Raw genomic sequence first — 18,487 nt, forward strand, 5'->3', positions numbered from 1 at the left:
CGCTCACCCTTCCAGCACGAAGCGGGCCAGATCCGCCGTCACCTCCGGCTCGACGCCGAACCAGGCCGCGAAGCCGGGGCGGGCCTGGTGCAGCAGCATGCCGATGCCGGTGACCACCGGGTTGCCGCGCCGCCGCGCCGCCGCCAGCAACGGGGTGTCCAACGGCACATAGACGATGTCGTTGACGACCGCCGCGACGGGCAGGGCGCGCAGGTCGAGGTCGAGCGGCGGCTGGCCGGTCATGCCCTGGGTGGTGGTGTTGACCAGCAGGGCGGCGCCCTCCAGCGCCGTTTCACGTGAAACCCACGGCGCCACCGTGATCGGCCCGCCGATGTCGGCGGCCAGTTCCTCGGCGCGCGCGTCGGTGCGGTTGATCAGCCGAACCTCCGGCGCGCCGGCGTCGAGCAGGGCGACGACCACCGCCCGCGCGGCACCGCCGGCACCGACCACCACGGCGGGCCCCCGTTCGGCGCACCAGTCCGGCCGGTCCGCCTTCAGGCTTTCCAGGAAACCGAAGCCGTCGGTGTTGCCGCCCTCCAGCGTGCCGTCCTCGTGGACGACGATGGTGTTGACGGCGCCCATGCGCCGCGCGGTGTCGTCCAGCCGGTCGACGGTGCGGAAGGCGATCTCCTTCAGCGGCACCGTGACGTTGCAGCCGCGAAAGCCCAAGGCGGGCAGGGCGCGGATCGCCTGTTCGGCGCGCTCCGGCGCCACCGCCAGCGGGACATAGGCCCCGTCGATGCCGTAGCGTTCCAGCCAATGCCCATGCAGCCGGGGCGAGCGCGAATGGCCGATCGGCCAACCCATCACCCCGGCCAGCTTCGCCTTGCCGCTGATCGTCATTCCGTCCCCGCTCCGTGCACGCGCAGAAACCCGAGCAGCGGCAGCAGCGGCAGCCCGAGGATGGTGAAGAAGTCGCCGTCGACTTTTTGGAACAGCTGGGCACCCAGCCCCTCCAGCTGGTAGGCGCCCACCGAATGCAGCGCGTCGTCGCCGACGCGATCGAGATACTCGTCGAGGAAGGCGTCGCTGAAGCGCCGCATGGTCAGCTTCGCGCGGTCGATCTTGTGCCAAAGCCGCTCGCCGTCGCGCACCACCACGGCGCAGCTCACCAACTGATGGGTCTTGCCGCGCAGGGCGAGAAGCTGGTCGCGGGCGGCGGCGCGGTCGGCCGGCTTGTCGAACCAGACGCCCTCGCACTCCAGCATCTGGTCGGCGCCGATCACCAGCGCGCGCGGATGGCGGCGGGTGACGCGCTGCGCCTTCAGCTCGGCCAGGGCCTCGGCCACCGCGTCGGCCGGCACGCCCTCGGCGCGGCCGGCGAGCTTCACCTCCTCCTCGTCGACCAGCGGCTTGTCGAGGATGGCGGTCAGGCCGGCGCGCTCCAGCATCGCGGCGCGGGTACGCGAACCGGAGGCGAGGACCAGCGTCGGCGCGCCTGCGGCGGAAGCGCTCACGAGATGCCGCCCTCGGGCTTGCGCCCGTCCGGCATCAGGCCGCCGGTCTGGCGGCGGGCGAGCAGCATCATGATCTCCGACGCCGTCTCCTCGATGGAGCGGCGCGAGACGTCGATGACCGGCCATTTGCGGCGGCTGAACAGGCGGCGCGCTTCCGTCACCTCGTTGCGGACGATTTCCGGATCGGCGTAGGTCGAGGTCTCGCCCTGGTTGAGAAGCTTCAGGCGGTTGCGGCGGATCTGGACCAGCCGGTCGGGATCCTTGGTCAGCCCGACGATCAGCGGACGGGTCAGCAGATCGACCTCCGCCGGCAGGCTGGTGCCGGGGACCAGCGGGATGTTGGCCGCCTTGATGCCACGGTTGGCCAGATAGATGCAGGTCGGCGTCTTCGAGGTGCGCGACACGCCGATCAGGATGACGTCGGCCTCGTGCAGGTCCCAGTTCGACTGGCCGTCGTCGTGCGACAGCGCGAAGTCCACCGCGTCGATGCGGCTGAAATATTCGGCGTCCAGCGCGTGCTGGCGGCCGGGCTGGCGCTGGGATTCGACGCCGAGATAGGCAGCGAGCGCGTTGATCAGCGGATCCAGCACCGGGATGCAGGGCACCTGCATCTCGCGGCAGAAATCCTGGAGCCTGCGGCGCAACGTCTCATCCACCAGGGTGAACATGACGAGGCCGGGCTTGTCCTTGATCCCCTCCAGCACGAGGTCGAGCTGACGGTCGGTGCGGACCAGGTTCCAGAAATGCTCGACCGGACGCACGTCGTCGAACTGGATCACGCAGGCGCGCGCCACGCTGTTGATCGTCTCGCCCGTCGCATCGGACACGAGATGTAGATGGAACTGTTTCATCCGTCCCCAACATGCTGTGGAGAATTCGGCGCCAACCTGTGGACAACCGGATCCCCCTCCGTTCCATACAGAATCCGGGACTCCCCGTCCCCCTCGCGGCCCCCCGCCGAACAAGTCGGCCGACCGGTCCGCAAGCTGGGAGAATCCGCCGTTCGCCACGGTGTTATCCACGGGACTCCCGCGCTTCCATCTATAGCATTTCCGCCGTTTCCGCGGGTAGCCCTCCGAATCGTCCACAGGCTGACGCACAGCCCCGGATCCGGCCCCGGATCTGTGGATGAATCCGGGGAGGACGGGGATCACCGTTATCCACAGGCATCCACCACCTCCTCTTCCTTTCTCCCTTTAAAAAGAATAGTGAAGAGGTAGGAACAAACCCGACCGGGAACGCATCGTCTTGTCCGCTTCCAGCACGCCCGACACCGCCGCCAAGCCCGCCCTGAAGCCGATGCTCGCCGCGCTCGCCGGCGAGACGCGGTCGCGTCCGCCTTTCTGGCTGATGCGTCAGGCCGGCCGTTACCTGCCGGAGTACCGCGAGCTGCGGGCGAAGGCCGGCAGCTTCCTCGACCTCTGCTACAACCCCGACTTCGCGGTCGAGGTCACCCTCCAGCCGTTGCGCCGCTATGGCATGGACGCGGCGATCCTGTTCTCCGACATCCTGGTGGTGCCGCACGCGCTCGGCCAGCCGCTCGCCTATCTGGAGGGGGAAGGGCCGAAGCTCGACCCGATCCGCAGCGCGGCGGAGCTGTCCCGCCTGTCGCGCGACCGCTTCCACCAGACGCTGGAGCCGGTCTACGAGACGGTGCGGCGGCTCACCACGGCCATCCCGGCCAACGCCTCGCCCGACACCACGCTGATCGGCTTCGCGGGGGCTCCCTGGACCATCGCCTGCTACATGGTCGAGGGGGGAGGGTCCAAGGAGTACGCCCACGTCAAGCGCTGGGCCTACGGCGATCCGGCGGGCTTCGCGCGGCTCATCGACCTGCTGGTCGAGGTCACCGCCGATTACCTGTGCGCCCAGATCGAGGCCGGGGCGGAGGTGGTCCAGCTCTTCGACAGCTGGGCCGGGGTCCTGCCGATCGGTCCGTTCCGCCGCTGGGTCATCGAGCCGACGCGGCGGATCGTCGCACTGGTCAAGGCGCGCCACCCCGACACGCCGATCATCGGCTTCCCGCGCGGGGCCGGCCACGCCTATCAGGACTATGTGGCGGACAGCGGGGTCGACGCCGTCGGGCTCGACACCACCGTGTCGCCGCTGTGGGCGGCGCGCAACCTCCAGACCCGTCTGCCGGTGCAGGGCAATCTGGATCCGATCCTGCTGGCGACCGGCGGCAAGGCGCTGTGCGAGGGGGCGGCGGAGATCCTCGAAGCCTTCTGCGACCGCCCCTACGTCTTCAACCTGGGCCACGGCGTCATCCAGACCACGCCGCCGGAGCATGTCGGCGCGCTCGCCGACCAGATCCGCCGCTGGCCGGAGCGCGGCTGAGGGCTGGAGGCGGTCCGCCCTCGGATCCGCCCCCGCCGAGGGCCGGCGGTCAAGCCGCCGAGAAAGTTGAGGGCAGGGGACTGGACACGGACGCGGCGACGCTCCAGTTTACCGCTCCATGCCCGCGCCCTCGTCCCCCCCGCGACGCCTTGCCGTCGTCCTCTTCAACCTCGGTGGCCCCGACGCCCCCGAGGCGATCCGGCCGTTCCTGTTCAACCTGTTCGCCGACCCGGCGATCATCCGGTTGCCGAACCCCCTGCGCTTCCTGGTCGCCAGCCTGATCTCCGGGCGGCGGGCCAAGCCGGCGACGGCCATCTACGCCCATCTCGGCGGCAAGTCGCCGCTGCTGGAAAACACCGAGGCGCAGGCCGCGGCGCTGGAAGCCCAGCTCGGATCCAACCCGGGATTGGCTGGAACGGAGTCGCGGGTCTTCATCGCCATGCGCTACTGGCACCCGATGAGCGCCGAGACGGCGGCCAAGGTGAAGGCGTACGACCCGGATCTGGTCGTGCTTCTGCCGCTCTACCCGCAATTCTCGACGACGACGACCGCGTCGAGCGCCAAGGCGTGGCGTCAGGCGGCCGATACGGTCGGGCTGACGGCGCCGACCCGGCTGGTCTGCTGCTACCCGACCCAGGCCGGCTTCATCGATGCCGCCGCCGACCGGATCCGGCCGCTCTACGAGGCGGCGCGGGCGTTCGGGACGCCGCGCGTCCTGTTCTCCGCCCACGGGCTGCCCAAGAAGGTCGTGACCGGCGGCGACCCCTACCAGTGGCAATGCGAGCGGACCGCCGAGTCCATCGCCGCCGCGCTCGGCGTCGACCATCTCGACTGGGTGAGCTGCTACCAGAGCCGGGTCGGGCCGATGGAGTGGATCGGGCCCAGCACCGACGAGGAGATCCGGCGGGCCGGACGCGACGGCGTGCCGATCCTGGTGGTGCCGATGGCCTTCGTGTCGGAGCATTCCGAGACGCTGGTCGAGATCGAGATCGAGTACCGCCACCTGGCCAAGGAGGCCGGCGTGCCGCATTTCACCCGCGTGCCGACGGTGGGCGTGCACCCCGCCTTCATCGAGGGGCTGGTGCGGTTGGTCGGCCAGACGCTGGTCAGCGACAGGCCGGCCTGCTCGCAGAACGGCGGCCGGCTCTGCCCCGCCACCTTCTCCGGCTGTCCGCAGCCGGGGCGCTGACCCAACGAAGACACCAAGACGGAACGAGGGGGTTGTCCGGTGCTGTATCTGTGGATCAAGGCGCTGCACGTCGTCAGCATCATCGCCTGGATGGCCGGGCTGCTCTATCTGCCGCGCCTGTTCGTCTACCACACCCAGGCGGCCCCCGGATCCGAGGCGTCGGAAACCTTCAAGGTCATGGAGCGGCGCCTGCTGCGCGCCATCATGGATCCGGCGATGACCGCCGCCTACGTCTTCGGCATCACCATGATCGTGCTGGAGCCGGCCTGGATGAAGCAGGGCTGGCTGCACGGCAAGATCCTGCTGGTCCTGCTGATGACCGCCGCCCACATCATGATGGGCCGCTGGCAGAAGGCCTTCGCCCAGGACCGCAACACCCGGTCGCAGCGCTTCTACCGGATCGCCAACGAGGCGCCGACCCTGCTGATGATCGGCATCGTCGTCCTGGTGATCGTCAAACCCTTCTGATTCGGGGAAAAAAGCGGGGGTTCCACGGCCCGGCGGTTCCGCTTTCGTTTGACTTGGCGCCGCCGATCCGATAAGTCTGTTTCAACCACGGGGTTTTTCGTCCCGTGGCACCCCACACCCACATCTGCCGATCCGACGCTCTGTTCTTGAGCCGGGCACGGTGGCTGGCGAGTCCCTTCACGCTCGCACGGCGCCACCCGCTGCCCAACCGACGCGACCGCTTCGCGCCAAGCGCTGTCGGCCGGGATTCCAGGCACTCCCCCGCAAAGACCCATCAGACGATGATCTCACAGGCATCCCCATGCATCTCCAAGAGCTGAAGTGCAAAAGCCCCGCTGAACTTCTGGCGTTCGCGGAGGAGTTGCAGATCGAAAACGCCAGCACCCTGCGCAAGCAGGACATGATGTTCGCGATCCTCAAGCAGCTGGCCGAAAACGACGTGCCGATCTTCGGCGACGGGGTGCTGGAGGTGCTTCAGGACGGTTTCGGGTTCCTGCGCTCGCCCGAGGCGAACTACCTGCCGGGTCCCGATGACATCTACGTCAGCCCGAGCCAGGTCCGCCGCTTCGGCCTGCGCACCGGCGACACGGTGGAGGGGCAGATCCGGTCGCCGAAGGACGGGGAGCGCTACTTCGCGCTGCTCAAGGTCAACACGATCAACTTCGACGCGCCCGACAAGGTGCGTCACCGCATCAACTTCGACAACCTGACGCCGCTCTACCCGGAAGAGCGCATCCGGATGGAGGTCGAGGACCCGACCAAGAAGAACCTGACCGGCCGCATCGTCGATCTGGTCTCCCCGCTGGGCAAGGGGCAGCGCGGCCTGATCGTGGCGCCGCCGCGCACCGGCAAGACGGTGATGCTCCAGAACATCGCCCATTCCGTCGCCACCAACCACCCGGAAGCCTACCTGATCGTCCTGCTGATCGACGAGCGTCCGGAAGAGGTGACCGACATGGCGCGCTCGGTGCGCGGCGAGGTCATCAGCTCCACCTTCGACGAGCCGGCGACCCGTCACGTCCAGGTCGCCGAGATGGTGATCGAGAAGGCCAAGCGGCTGGTCGAGCACAAGCGCGACGTCGTCATCCTGCTGGATTCGATCACCCGCCTGGCGCGCGCCTACAACACGGTGGTGCCGTCGTCCGGCAAGGTGCTGACCGGCGGCGTCGACGCCAACGCGCTGCAACGGCCCAAGCGCTTCTTCGGCGCCGCCCGCAACGTCGAGGAGGGCGGCTCGCTGACCATCATCGCCACCGCGCTGATCGACACCGGCAGCCGCATGGACGAGGTGATCTTCGAGGAGTTCAAGGGCACCGGCAACTCGGAGATCGTGCTGGACCGCAAGCTCTCCGACAAGCGCACCTTCCCGGCGATCGACATCTCGAAGTCGGGCACCCGCAAGGAAGAGCTGCTGGTCGACAAGGGAACCATGTCGAAGATGTGGATCCTGCGCCGGATCCTGATGCCGATGGGCGTCACCGACGCGGTCGATTTCCTGGTCGACAAGCTGAAGCACACCAAATCGAACAGCGAATTCTTCGAGAGCATGAACCAATAGTCCGGCGGGACTTGCGCATGAAAAAGGCGGGGGGCCGAAAGCCTCCCGCCTTTTTCATGCGTGGGTCATGCCCGACCGGATCCGGTGGCCGATCCCCGGACCGCTGTCCTCAGAACGGCGGCTGCTGGGGCTGCTGCTCGGCGGCGGCCTGGGCGCCGCCCTGGCGGTGGTACAGGTCGGCGAAGTCGATCGGGTTGACCAGCAGCGGCGGATAGCCGCCGTCGCGGGTCGCCGTCGACACGATGGCGCGGGCGAAGGGGAACAGCATGCGCGGGCCTTCGATCATCAGCACCGGGCGGTGATGCTCCTGCGGCAGGCCGGGGAGCTGGAACAGGCCGCCGTAGGACAGCTCGACGATGAAGGCGACGGTTTCGCCCTGGCGGGCCTCGCAGCGGAGCTGGAGGGTGACCTCGTAGACGTCCTCGCCGACCATCTGGGCCTGCACGTCGACGCCGATGTTGACCTGCGGCTGCGGCTGGTTGGGCAGCAGGCTCTGCGGGGCGTTGGGGTTCTCGAAGGACAGGTCCTTCACATACTGGGCCAGGACATGCATCGGCAGCGAGGACGCCTGCTGGGACGGCTGTTCGGCGCCGTTGATCTGCGGATCGGACATAACAAGCTCCTGAATCGCCGGCCCGGCCGTCCTGGGGGCGGCGGGCCGTGACGGGTTTGGGGTGGAAACGCTTTCGCCAGACGGCTGGCTATCACGGATCCGGCGGCCTGCCAACGGAAAGGTCAGGGCCGGCCGGACCCATCGGGAGGGGCCTTTCCCCATTGGGATTCGGACAGGCGCCGGGTTCCCTCGGCCTCCGCCGGGGCGTCCTCCGACACGTCGCGGTAATCGCCGTCGATCACCCCCGGTTGCGGCTGGAACGGGCCGCCGCGATGGCCGTCGGCGCCGAAGCCGGCCCCGGCTCCCGAGGCGGATCCGGCCCCGAAACCACCGGCCGGACAGCCGGATCGAGCTCCGGATCCCGCCCCGCCGAAGACCTGGAAGCGGCTCTGGCCGGCCATCATCCGCGCCAGCAGCCAGCGGCCGGCGCCACGGCGCAGGGGGCGGATCAGCAGGGCTAGCCCGAGCAGGTCGGTGAGGAAGCCGGGGATGAGCAGCAGGATGCCGGCGGCGACCTCGCAAAATCCGTCGAGCACGGTGCCGATCGGCGCCTCGCCCCTCGCGGCGGCGGCCTGGGCGCGGGTCAGCGCGGTCAGGCCGCGATGGCGGATCAGGAAGATGCCGAGCAGGGCGGACAGGACAAGCAGCCCGATGGTCGGCCCGGCGCCGATCCAGTCGCCGACCTGGATGAAACCGACGATCTCCAGGATCGGCAGAAGGAGGATCAACAGCAGGGGATTCATGGCTGTCCTTGCTCTTCGGGCGTTCAGGCCCTATCTACACTTGACTAGGACGTCCGGTCGATGGCCTGGAATTGGTGGCCGGGACGTCCATATGGTCGATGGTTCGAGCTACACGTAATGTGGCTCCACCGGCGGGTCCAGGGGTGCCGTCCCGAATGGGGCCCCAGGTCCGGCAAGGTCGAAATCGGAAGGATCGAACGATGGGAGATGGGTTCGTGTTCATCGAGATCGTAATCTTCGCGATGATCGCGGCGTTTCTCGTCTATCGGCTGCGCAGCGTCCTGGGCCGCCGCACCGGCGAGGAGCAGCAGCGGCCGAATCCCTTCACGCCGAACGCCAGCCGGCCGGACAACGTCGTGGCGATGCCCGACCGCAACCGCCCGCGTCCCGATGACGCACCCGTGTCGGACGAGCCGGTGTCGCTGGCCGTGGCGCTGGAGCAGATCAAGGCCGCCGATCCCAGCTTCGACGAGAAGCATTTCCTGGAAGGCGCCAAGGCCGCGTTCCGCATGATCGTCGAGGCCTTCGCCCGTGGCGACACCGCGACGCTGCGTCCGCTGCTGGCCGACGACGTGTACGAGAATTTCGCCCGCGTCATCCGCGACCGTCAGGCCGCCGGGGAGAAGCACGAGGTTCTGGTCGAGATGATCCGGGAGGCCGACGTCGCCGAGGCGCGGCTCGACGCCAGCCGCACCGCCATCGTGACGGTCAAGCTGGTCTCCGACCAGATCAACGTCGTGCGCGACCGCAACGGCGCGGTGGTCGACGGCGATCCGAACGCGGTGGTCGAGGCGACCGACATCTGGACCTTCAGCCGCAACACCCGCGCCCGCGATCCGAACTGGGCGTTGACCGAAATCCACGTCGCCACTTGATCCGGGGCCACTTGATCCCGGGCCACGTGATCCGGCGCCTTCCGGCCCGTGCCCTGGCCTTCGCCGGGGCCGTGGCCTTGTGGCTCGCCGCCTGCGACCGCAAGGAGGAGGCCAAGGCGCCCCCGCCGCCCGAGGCGCTGACCCTGACCCCGGTCGCCTTCGCCGACCTGCCGGGATGGAGCGCCGACCGGCTCTCGGAGGCGTTGCCGGCCCTGGCGAAATCCTGCGGGCGCTTCGCCGCCTTGCCGGTGGACCGTGCGGTTGGGCCGGGCGGGGTAGGGGGACGCGTCGGCGACTGGCGGGAACCCTGCGCCCGGCTCGCCGCCGTTGCGGCGGGCGATGACGCCGCCGCGCGGGCCTTCTTCGAATCGCACTTCACCCCCTACGCCGCCGCCAACAACGACGACCGCAAGGGGCTGTTCACCGGCTATTACGAGATCGAGCTGGAGGGCAGCCGCAGCCCGGATCCGGTCCACGCCACGCCGCTCTACAAGCGCCCCGACGATCTGGTGATGGTCGATCTCGGCGAGTTCGCCGAGCGCTGGAAGGGCGAGCGCACCGCCGGCCGCGTCGTCGACGGACGCCTGAAACCCTTCGAGGACCGCGCCGCCATCGAGGCCGGCGCCCTGCGCGGCAAGGGGCTGGAGCTGGTCTGGGTGAAGGACCCGGTCGCCGCCTTCTTCCTGCACATCCAAGGCTCCGGCCGCGTCCGCCTGCCCGACGGGACGGAGATGCGCGTCGGCTACGCCGGGCAGAACGGTCACAAATACGTCGCCATCGGCAAGGAGTTGATCGACCGCGGCGCGCTGACGCGGGAGGAGGTCTCGCTCCAGACCATCCGCGCCTGGCTGCTCGCCAATCCCGGCGAGGCGGCGGCGGTGATGAACAGGAACCCCTCCTACGTCTTCTTCCAGACGCTGAAGGGCGACGGTCCGAACGGCGCCCAGGGCGTGGCGCTGACGCCGGGGCGCAGCCTCGCGGTGGATTCCAAGTTCCTGCCCTACGGCGTGCCGGTCTGGCTCGACGCGCAGGACCCGCTCGACGCCGCGCAACCGCTGCGCCGGCTGCTGGTGGCCCAGGACACCGGCGGCGCCATCCGCGGCCCGGTGCGGGGCGACGTCTTCTGGGGCCATGGCGAGGAGGCCGAGCGCAAGGCCGGCGTCATGAAGAGCCCCGGCGGCTACTTCATCCTGCTGCCGAAGACGGTGGCGGTGACCGCCCAAAACGCAACCCAAGCCACCGCCCAAAAATGAAAAGGGGCGCCGGATCCGGTCCGGCGCCCCTTTTCATGTTTCACGTGGATCACTCGAACCGGATCAATCCGGCTTGACCATCCGTCCCAGGTCGTGGCCGGCGAGGATGTGGATGTGCAGATGCGGCACATCCTGGCGGGCGGCGGCGCCGCAGTTGGAGATGATGCGGTAGCCGGGCTCGGCGGCGCCGACCTGACGGGCGATGTCGCCGACCGTGCGGAACAGGGCGGTGATCTCGGCGTCCGACGCGTTGGCGGTGAAGTCGTCCATGTCCACATAGGCGCCCTTGGGAATCACCAGGATGTGGATCGGCGCCAGCGGCTGGATGTCGTGGAAGGCGAGCACATGCTCGGTCTCCAGCACCGTCTTGTTGGGAATCTCGCCGCGCAGGATGCGGGCGAAGACGTTGTTCGGGTCGTAGCTCTTGCTGGCCATGGACGTGCGTTCCCCCTTGGTCCGATGGATGTCCGATGAGAGTCCGACGAGGGGCCCGTCAGGGCTTGCGGGCTTTCTTCTCGTCGATGCCGCTGGTGCCCTCGCGCTGGGCCAGCTTGTCCCAGACCTCGGCCGGATCCAGCCCGGCGTCGGCCCACAGCACCAGCAGATGATAGAGCAGATCGGCCGATTCCGAGGCGAGGGCGGCCTTGTCGCCGCGCACCGCCTCCAGGATGGCCTCGACCGCCTCCTCGCCGACCTTCTGGGCGATCTTGGCGGTGCCCCGGCTGTAGAGCTTGGCGGTGTAGGAGCTTTCCGGGTCACCGCCCTTGCGTGCCAGAACGGTGGCGTAGAGCCGGTCCAGCACCTCGGCGGAATTGGAGGCGGATCCGGCGGCCGGCTTGGCGTTCTTTCCGTCAGCCATGGCGCGCGGCCCCCGCCATCAGCGCCGGGCGCACCGGGATGCCGGCCCCGGCGAGCGCCGCCTTGGCCTGCCCGATGGTGTAGGTGCCGAAATGGAAGATCGAGGCGGCGAGCACGGCGGTGGCGTGGCCCTCGCGGATGCCCTCGACCAGATGGTCGAGCGTGCCGACGCCGCCCGACGCGATCACCGGCACGCGCACGCTGTCGGCGACCTTGCGGGTCAGCGCCAGGTCGAAGCCGCTCTTGGTGCCGTCGCGGTCCATCGAGGTCAGCAGGATCTCGCCGGCGCCGTTGCCGACCATGCGCTGCGCCCATTCCACCGCGTCGAGCCCGGTGGCGTTGCGCCCGCCATGGGTGAAGACCTCCCACTTGCCGGGGGAGACCTGCTTGGCGTCGATGGCGACGACGATGCATTGCGCGCCGAACTTCTCGGCCGCCTCGCGCACGAACTCCGGCCGGTGGATGGCGGCGGTGTTGATCGACACCTTGTCGGCGCCGGCCAGCAGCAGCTTGCGGATGTCCTCGACCACCCGCACCCCGCCGCCGACGGTCAGCGGCATGAACACCTGCTCGGCGGTGCGGCGCACCACGTCGTAGATGGTGTCGCGGTTCTCGTGGCTGGCGGTGATGTCGAGGAAGGTCAGCTCGTCGGCCCCCTCGCGGTCGTATACGCGGGCCTGCTCGACGGGATCGCCGGCGTCCACCAGATCGACGAAGTTGACCCCCTTGACGACCCGGCCGTCCTTGACGTCCAGGCAGGGGATGACGCGCATCTTCAGCATCAGTCGGCGTCCTCGACGGCGGGGGCGGAGAGCAGGGCGAGCGCCTCCTGCGGGTCGATGCGCCCGTCGTAGAGCGCGCGGCCGCAGATGACGCCCTCGATGCCGGTGTCCTCCTCCAGCTTCAGCGCGCGGAGATCCTCCATCGACGACACGCCGCCCGACGCGATGACCGGCGTCGTCAGGTGGAAGGCGAGGTCGGAGGTGGACTCCACGTTCACGCCGCCCATGGCCCCGTCGCGGTTGATGTCGGTGTAGATGATGGCGGCGACGCCGCAATCCTCGAACTTCAGCGCGAGGTCGAGCGCCTTGATGTCCGAGGTCTCGGCCCAGCCGGCGACGGCGACGTAGCCCTCGCGCGCGTCGATGCCGACGGCGACCTTGCCGGGGAACTCGCGGCAGGCGGCCTTGACCAGATCCGGGTCGCGCAGCGCCACGGTGCCGAGGATGACGCGGCTGACGCCCTTCTCCAGCCACATGCCGATGGTCTTCAGGTCGCGGATGCCGCCGCCGAGCTGCACCGGGATGGTGACGGCCTGGAGGATGCTCTCCACGGCGGCGCCGTTCACCGGCTTGCCCTCGAAGGCGCCGTTGAGATCGACGAGGTGGAGCCATTCGAAGCCCTGGCTCTGGAACAGCCGTCCCTGGTCGCCGGGGTTGGTGTTGAAGACCGTGGCCTGGCTCATCTCGCCGCGCAGCAGGCGGACGCAGGCACCGTCCTTGAGGTCGATGGCGGGGTAGATGATCATCGCGGCGTCTCGTCCTGTGGCGTGGCTTGATCGAGGTCTTTGGAATAGAAATATCCGGCGGTGCGAACGCCCTTCACCAGCGCGTAGAAGGGGTGGGTGCCCCAGCGCTTGAAGCCGAGCGTCTCGTACAGCGCGATCGCCGCCTCCTGGGTCTCGCGGACGTCCAGATTGAGGGCGCGGAAGCCGCAGGCGACCGCCTCGGCCTCCACCGCCTGCGTCAGGCGGCGGGCCAGCCCGTGGCCGCGCGCCCAGGGGGCGACGAAGGCGGTGGTCAGCGACGCGGCGTGGCCCTGCGCCTCGTTGTTGCGCGGCGGCTTGACGAGCTGCGCCGATCCGGCGATCACCCCGTCGAGCCGGGCGACGAACAGGATGCGCTCGGGCACGACCAGCACGCCCTTCCAATAGCGCTCCATCACGTCGCGCGGCGGCGGCTCGACCCAGCCGAAGCCGCCGCCCGCCTTGATGGCGTCGTCGGCGGCGTCGCACAGGTCGTGCAGGTCGCCGGTCTTGAGCGCCTCCACCCGCTCGATGGCGATGTCCGCCATCGTTCAGGCCTTCCAGCGCAGGAAGTTGGCGATCAGGGCGAGGCCGGTCGCCTGGCTCTTTTCCGGGTGGAACTGGGTGCCGACCAGATTGTCGCGCCCGACCACCGCGGCGAACGGCCCGCCATACTCGGCGGACGCGATCAGCGTCTCCGGGTCGGCCAGCTTGAACTGGTAGGAATGGACGAAATAGGCGTGCGCGTTCTCCGGCAGCCCGGCCAGCACCGGGTGGGGGCGGCGGACGTTCAGCTCGTTCCAGCCCATGTGGGGAATCTTCAGGGCCGGATCCGCCGGCTCCAGCGTCGCCACCTCGCCCTTGATCCAGCCCAGCCCCTCGGTCACGCCGTATTCGCGACCGCGCTCGGCCATCAGCTGCATGCCGACGCAGATGCCGAGGAAGGGGCGGGCGCGGCGGTGGACGACCTCCTCCAGCGCTTCCAGCATGCCGGGGACCTCGGACAGGCCGCGCTTGCAGTCGGCGAAGGCGCCGACGCCGGGCAGCACCACCCGGTCGGCGCGCCGGACCGCGTCGGCGTCGGAGGTGACGAGAACCGTGGTGGAGGCTTCGGCTTCGCCGGCCGCCCGCTCGATCGCCTTGGCGGCGGAGCGCAGGTTGCCGGAGCCGTAGTCGATCAGCGCGACCGTTTGCATGGAGGTGGGGAACCTTACGTCAGATCGGATAGAGCCCAGTCGGAGGGGGCGGCGTTCCTGGGCAGGACCCTCAGAGGGAGCCGCCGAGCGTGCCCTTGGTGGAAGGCACGGCGTCGCGCTTGCGCGGGTCGATGTCGACACCGGCGCGCAGCGCGCGGGCAAGCGCCTTGTAGCAGCTTTCCACGATGTGGTGGTTGTTCTCGCCGTAGAGAGTCTCGACGTGCAGGGTCACGCCGGCGGCCATGGCGAAGGCCTGGAACCACTCGCGGAACAGCTCGGTGTCGAAATCGCCGATCTTGTCGCGGGTGAAGGCGACCTTCCAGATCAGGTAGGGCCGGTTGGAGAAGTCCAGCGCCACGCGGGTCAGCGTCTCGTCCATCGGGACGTAGGAATGACCATAGCGCTGGATGCCCTTGCGGTCGCCCAGCGCCTTCGCCACCGCCATGCCGATGGCGATGCCGCTGTCCTCGGTCGTGTGGTGGTAGTCGATGTGCAGGTCGCCGTCGGCCAGCACCGTCAAATCCATCAGGCTGTGGCGCGACAGCTGCTCCAGCATGTGGTCGAGGAAGCCGATGCCGGTCTTCACGTCGTAGACGCCGGTGCCGTCCAGGTTCACCGCGACCCGGATGCGGGTCTCGGTCGTGTTCCGCTCGATCGAGGCGCGGCGGGCGCCGTGGGAAGGGCTCTGGTCCATGGGGTTTTTGTAGCAGGAAGCGCCGGGGGGCGCCAGCGGCCGCAAGCCTTGTCAAGTGGGTCCATGGTCCGAGGACCAACCCGACGATTGTCGTACGATGGTGTGCGGGTTAGAGTGTTTTGCACCGATTGCGTGCATAACAGGATATGGAAGCCCCCTTGCGCCGTCTTGTTCCGGCCTTGCTGCCCGCTTTCGTCGTGCCGCTGCTCGGCGGCTGCCTGGCCTCCACGCCGCCGTCGCGGCCGCCGCTGGCGCCGCCCGTCGCCGCCGGAACCACCGAGCCGCTGCGCTTCGCCGAGCTGTCGATCGGCTCGATGCGGCGCGGGACCGAGATCGGCCGCTATGTCTGGGGCATCGACTGCGCGCCGCCCTACGACACCGTGTATTGGACCAGCGGCGCCAACATGCGGCGCGGCTCGACCTTCGACGAGCGCTTCGACGAGGTGATGGCCGCCGCCGGCTTCGACGTGGTCGGGCGGCAGGGGGGACCGGACGCGCCCGGCGTCACCCGCAACCGGGCGCGCTTCACCGTGCAGGGCGACCTGCGCGACGTCCGGCTGGAGCTGTGCCACCGCTCCAACTGGCTGACCGGGGCCGACAAGGGCAGCTCGGGCAGCGGCAGCGCGCGCGTGGATTGGACCGTCTACGACGCGCGCAGCGGCCGTCTGGTCCACCGTGTCTCCACCACCGGCACCAGCCGGCAGGATGGCGGCGTTCCCCAGGGCGACACGCTGCTGGTCGAGGAGGCCTTCGCGGCGGCGGCGGAACGTCTGGCGGCCGACAGCGGCTTCCGGGCGGTGCTGACGCGCGGCGGGCCGCCGGCCGGCGGCCGTTCACCCGTCCCCGGCGGCGCGTCGGCGGCGGGGTCGGCGGCGGGGTCGGCGGCGGGGCTTCCACCGCTGGACGCGCCGCGCATCGACACGGCCCTGATCATTCGGACACCGGCGGCCGATGGCGATGGGGCGGAGGATCCGACCGCCCGTGCCGGCGCCGCCCAGGTGCGGGCGGGGGAGGGCCATGGGCTGGTCATCGGCGAGGCGCCGGGCGAGACCGGCCGGGATTCCCTGCTGCTGGTGCCCGGCGTCGGCCCCGACGACGGCGTCACCGTGCGGCCGGCGCGCGGCGTCACCCTGGACGGCCGGGTCGAGGGGCGCGACGCCGCCAGCGGGCTGGCGCTGGTCCGGGTTCCGGCCCGGCTGACGGCGGTTCCCGTGCGGAGCGGGGCGGTCGAGGTCGGCGAGCGGATCAGCGTGGCGATGCGGCGGGGCGAGGTCTCCGCGGCCGGCATCGTCGGCGCCGTCCGTCCGGATCCGGCGCGCGGGATCGCGGTGATCCAGGCGGATCTGGGCTCGGTCGCCCTGTTCGGCGCGCCGGTCGCGGCCGGCGACCCGCTGATCGACGAGGCCGGGGCGGTGGTCGGGGTGGCGCTCGGCCCGCAGGCGATGTCGGCGGCGACGCCGCCGGGGCTGGTCGCCTTCCTGCCGGTCGGGCCGCTGCTGGCCCGGATGGGGGCGGATCTGCTTGACGCAAGTCCGGCGCCCCTGCGCCGGTCCCGAACGGCGGCGGAGTTGCGTCAACCGGACAGGGACGGGCGGGGAAGCCGGTTGCGTCGGGCCGGGCGTGACGGGGCGTTCGACGAAGAGCCTGACGGCGAAGGTGACGGGGAACTTGACGAGGCGGGCGACCCTCCCACATAGACCGGATGCCGGGCGCGCATCATCCTGAACGGGCGGAAACGGTTCCGGTTCTGGGACCGGATCCGGGCGCGGCCCATCCTTTTCACATCATGGTTGCGTATGACCTTCTCAGCTTCCAACCCCCATGACCCGATCCAGTGGCACGGCACGACCATCCTGTCGGTGCGCAAGAACGGGCAGGTGGTCATTGCCGGCGACGGGCAGGTGTCGGTCGGCCCGACGGTGATGAAGTCGAACGCCCGCAAGGTGCGCTGGCTGGCCGGCGGCACGGTGATGGCCGGTTTCGCCGGCGCCACCGCCGACGCGCTGACCCTGTTCGAGCGGCTGGAGGGCAAGCTGGAGCAGCATCCCGGCCAGCTCACCCGCGCCTGCGTGGAGATGGCGAAGGACTGGCGGACCGACCGCTATCTGCGCCGGCTGGAGGCGATGATGGCGGTGGCGGACAAGAGCGTGAGTCTCGTGCTGACCGGCAATGGCGACGTGCTGGAGCCGGAGGACGGGCTGATCGGCATCGGGTCGGGCGGATCCTACGCCCTGTCGGCGGCGCGCGCGCTGATCGACATCGACGGCATGGACGCCGAGGCGGTGGCCCGCAAGGCGATGAGGATCGCCGCCGGCATCTGCGTCTACACCAACGAAAACGTCACGCTCGAAAAGCTCTGACCGGGAACCCCGCCATGACCGCCTCCTTCACCCCCCGCGAGATCGTTTCGGAGCTCGACCGCTACATCGTCGGCCAGAACGACGCCAAGCGCGCCGTCGCCATCGCGCTGCGCAACCGCTGGCGCCGCCAGCAGCTGCCCGAGGCGCTGCGCGAGGAGGTCCTGCCCAAGAACATCCTGATGATCGGCCCGACCGGCGTCGGCAAGACCGAGATCGCCCGCCGCCTCGCCAAGCTGGCCCAGGCGCCCTTCCTGAAGGTCGAGGCGACCAAGTTCACCGAGGTCGGCTATGTCGGCCGCGACGTCGAGCAGATCGTCCGCGACCTGGTGGAGGCCGCCATCGGCCTGACCCGCGAGCGCCTGCGCAAGGAGGTCGAATCCAAGGCCGAGCTGCGCGCCGAGGAGCGCGTGCTCGACGCCCTGTGCGGCGAGAGCGCCAGTGCCGACACCCGCGCCAAGTTCCGCAAGATGCTGCGCGAGGGCACGCTGAACGACAAGGAGATCGAGATCCAGGTCGCCGACACCGGCACCGCCGGGATGCCGACCTTCGACATTCCCGGCATGCCGGGCGCCCAGATGGGCATGCTGAACCTGAACGACATGTTCGGCAAGATGATGGGCGGCCGCACCAAGACCCGCCGGCTGACCGTCGCCGAGAGCCACACCGTGCTGATGGCCGAGGAATCCGACAAGCTGCTCGACAACGAGAAGGTGGTGTCGGAGGCGATCCGCGCCGTCGAGCAGAACGGCATCGTCTTCCTCGACGAGATCGACAAGATCACCGCGCGGTCCGACGCGCGCGGCGGCGCCGACGTCAGCCGCGAGGGCGTGCAGCGCGACCTGCTGCCGCTGATCGAGGGGACGACCGTCTCGACCAAGCATGGCGCGGTGAAGACCGACCACATCCTGTTCATCGCGTCCGGCGCCTTCCACGTCGCCAAGCCGTCCGACCTGCTGCCCGAGCTTCAGGGCCGCCTGCCGATCCGCGTCGAGCTGAAGGCGCTGACCCGCGACGACTTCAAGCGCATCCTGACCGAGCCGGAAGCCAGCCTGATCCGCCAGTACCGCGAGCTGCTGGGGACGGAGGAGGTCGATCTGGTCTTCACCGACGACAGCATCGACGAGCTGGCCCTGCTGGCGACGGAGATCAACGCCTCGGTCGAGAACATCGGCGCGCGGCGCCTGCACACGGTGCTGGAGCGTCTGCTGGAGGAGATCAGCTTCGCCGCCAACGACCGGGCCGGCGAGACCGTCACCATCGACGCCGCCTACGTCCGCGAGCGGGTCGCCGGTCTGGCGAAGAACGCCGACCTGTCGAAGTTCATCCTGTAAGGCGGTTCCGTCCGCTCCCTTTCGTCATGC

At 69.6% G+C, this 18,487-nt stretch carries 21 protein-coding genes; 9 read left to right on the forward strand and 12 right to left on the reverse strand.

The annotated features are described in order from the left end of the window. Positions 1-3 precede the first annotated feature (3 nt). Genes J2847_RS15515 through J2847_RS15525 form a run of 3 tightly spaced genes read right to left on the reverse strand, consistent with a single transcriptional unit; the run spans position 4 to position 2,308 of the window. Complete coding sequence (locus J2847_RS15515) at positions 4-843, reverse strand: shikimate dehydrogenase (protein ID WP_209779827.1); 840 nt, start codon at positions 841-843, stop codon at positions 4-6. Further along, positions 840-1,457, reverse strand: coding sequence for a Maf family protein (locus tag J2847_RS15520; protein WP_209779943.1), 618 nt, complete (start codon positions 1,455-1,457; stop codon positions 840-842). The genes J2847_RS15515 and J2847_RS15520 overlap by 4 nt, the downstream gene beginning before the upstream one ends. After that, positions 1,454-2,308 carry a pyruvate, water dikinase regulatory protein gene (locus J2847_RS15525; protein WP_085555542.1) on the reverse strand — a complete coding sequence of 285 codons (855 nt, stop codon included), beginning with the start codon at positions 2,306-2,308 and terminating at the stop codon, positions 1,454-1,456. Before J2847_RS15525 ends, J2847_RS15520 begins: the two co-directional genes overlap by 4 nt. Positions 2,309-2,756: 448 nt before the next feature. Here J2847_RS15525 and hemE point away from each other — a divergent pair, with 448 nt between their 5' ends. From hemE to rho, 4 genes are all read left to right on the forward strand, one after another. Then, complete coding sequence (gene hemE, locus J2847_RS15530) at positions 2,757-3,794, forward strand: uroporphyrinogen decarboxylase (protein WP_209779934.1); 1,038 nt, start codon at positions 2,757-2,759, stop codon at positions 3,792-3,794. A gap of 118 nt (positions 3,795-3,912) precedes the next feature. Continuing rightward, positions 3,913-4,983 (forward strand): ferrochelatase, encoded by a 1,071-nt coding sequence (gene hemH / locus J2847_RS15535; RefSeq protein WP_209779828.1) that lies wholly within the window; start codon positions 3,913-3,915, stop codon positions 4,981-4,983. Positions 4,984-5,022: 39 nt separating this feature from the next. Next, positions 5,023-5,451, forward strand: coding sequence for a protoporphyrinogen oxidase HemJ (gene hemJ, locus J2847_RS15540; protein WP_085555544.1), 429 nt, complete (start codon positions 5,023-5,025; stop codon positions 5,449-5,451). A gap of 301 nt (positions 5,452-5,752) precedes the next feature. Then, the gene (rho, locus tag J2847_RS15545; protein ID WP_085555545.1) at positions 5,753-7,009 is read left to right on the forward strand and encodes a transcription termination factor Rho; all 1,257 of its coding nucleotides are present in this window, start codon (positions 5,753-5,755) and stop codon (positions 7,007-7,009) included. Positions 7,010-7,118: 109 nt separating this feature from the next. On the opposite strand, the gene secB is transcribed toward rho, so the two are convergent. Together secB and J2847_RS15555 are read right to left on the reverse strand one after the other, a co-directional pair. After that, complete coding sequence (gene secB, locus J2847_RS15550; protein ID WP_085555546.1) at positions 7,119-7,622, reverse strand: protein-export chaperone SecB; 504 nt, start codon at positions 7,620-7,622, stop codon at positions 7,119-7,121. Positions 7,623-7,744: 122 nt separating this feature from the next. Further along, complete coding sequence (locus J2847_RS15555) at positions 7,745-8,365, reverse strand: FxsA family protein (RefSeq protein WP_209779829.1); 621 nt, start codon at positions 8,363-8,365, stop codon at positions 7,745-7,747. Between the two features lie 200 nt (positions 8,366-8,565). Here J2847_RS15555 and J2847_RS15560 point away from each other — a divergent pair, with 200 nt between their 5' ends. After that, positions 8,566-9,240: a Tim44/TimA family putative adaptor protein gene (locus tag J2847_RS15560; protein WP_209779830.1), complete on the forward strand. Its 675-nt coding sequence runs from the start codon at positions 8,566-8,568 to the stop codon at positions 9,238-9,240. Positions 9,241-9,269: 29 nt separating this feature from the next. After that, entirely contained in the window at positions 9,270-10,493 is a 1,224-nt protein-coding gene (gene mltA, locus J2847_RS15565; RefSeq protein ID WP_411800590.1) for a murein transglycosylase A, read from the forward strand. 63 nt (positions 10,494-10,556) lie between these two features. Here the strand turns inward: mltA and J2847_RS15570 are convergent, their stop codons facing one another. From J2847_RS15570 to hisB, 7 genes are all read right to left on the reverse strand, one after another. Further along, positions 10,557-10,928 carry a histidine triad nucleotide-binding protein gene (locus J2847_RS15570; RefSeq protein WP_209779832.1) on the reverse strand — a complete coding sequence of 124 codons (372 nt, stop codon included), beginning with the start codon at positions 10,926-10,928 and terminating at the stop codon, positions 10,557-10,559. A gap of 58 nt (positions 10,929-10,986) precedes the next feature. Next, positions 10,987-11,352 (reverse strand): phosphoribosyl-ATP diphosphatase, encoded by a 366-nt coding sequence (locus J2847_RS15575; RefSeq protein ID WP_209779833.1) that lies wholly within the window; start codon positions 11,350-11,352, stop codon positions 10,987-10,989. After that, positions 11,345-12,133: an imidazole glycerol phosphate synthase subunit HisF gene (gene hisF, locus J2847_RS15580; protein WP_209779834.1), complete on the reverse strand. Its 789-nt coding sequence runs from the start codon at positions 12,131-12,133 to the stop codon at positions 11,345-11,347. Before hisF ends, J2847_RS15575 begins: the two co-directional genes overlap by 8 nt. Beyond that, the gene (gene hisA, locus J2847_RS15585; protein WP_085555553.1) at positions 12,133-12,879 is read right to left on the reverse strand and encodes a 1-(5-phosphoribosyl)-5-[(5-phosphoribosylamino)methylideneamino]imidazole-4-carboxamide isomerase; all 747 of its coding nucleotides are present in this window, start codon (positions 12,877-12,879) and stop codon (positions 12,133-12,135) included. The genes hisF and hisA overlap by 1 nt, the downstream gene beginning before the upstream one ends. Continuing rightward, positions 12,876-13,424 carry a GNAT family N-acetyltransferase gene (locus J2847_RS15590; RefSeq protein ID WP_209779835.1) on the reverse strand — a complete coding sequence of 183 codons (549 nt, stop codon included), beginning with the start codon at positions 13,422-13,424 and terminating at the stop codon, positions 12,876-12,878. Before J2847_RS15590 ends, hisA begins: the two co-directional genes overlap by 4 nt. A 3-nt stretch (positions 13,425-13,427) precedes the next feature. Beyond that, positions 13,428-14,072: an imidazole glycerol phosphate synthase subunit HisH gene (gene hisH, locus J2847_RS15595; protein WP_209779836.1), complete on the reverse strand. Its 645-nt coding sequence runs from the start codon at positions 14,070-14,072 to the stop codon at positions 13,428-13,430. A 70-nt stretch (positions 14,073-14,142) separates the two neighbouring features. Beyond that, a complete protein-coding gene (gene hisB, locus J2847_RS15600) occupies positions 14,143-14,766 on the reverse strand; it encodes an imidazoleglycerol-phosphate dehydratase HisB (protein WP_209779837.1) in 624 nt (207 codons plus the stop codon). Between the two features lie 158 nt (positions 14,767-14,924). Between hisB and J2847_RS15605 the strand changes: the two genes are divergently transcribed. The 3 genes from J2847_RS15605 to hslU all read left to right on the forward strand — a co-directional run bounded on the left by J2847_RS15605 (position 14,925) and on the right by hslU (position 18,457). Then, positions 14,925-16,463, forward strand: a complete 1,539-nt coding sequence (locus J2847_RS15605) for a serine protease family protein (RefSeq protein WP_209779838.1) — start codon at positions 14,925-14,927, stop codon at positions 16,461-16,463. 99 nt (positions 16,464-16,562) lie between these two features. Then, positions 16,563-17,126, forward strand: coding sequence for an ATP-dependent protease subunit HslV (gene hslV, locus J2847_RS15610; protein ID WP_085555558.1), 564 nt, complete (start codon positions 16,563-16,565; stop codon positions 17,124-17,126). Positions 17,127-17,140: 14 nt separating this feature from the next. Then, the gene (hslU, locus tag J2847_RS15615; RefSeq protein ID WP_209779839.1) at positions 17,141-18,457 is read left to right on the forward strand and encodes an ATP-dependent protease ATPase subunit HslU; all 1,317 of its coding nucleotides are present in this window, start codon (positions 17,141-17,143) and stop codon (positions 18,455-18,457) included. The last annotated feature ends 30 nt before the right edge of the window (positions 18,458-18,487 follow it).

The sequence above is a fragment of the Azospirillum agricola genome (genome assembly GCF_017876095.1).
Lineage (GTDB): Bacteria > Pseudomonadota > Alphaproteobacteria > Azospirillales > Azospirillaceae > Azospirillum > Azospirillum agricola.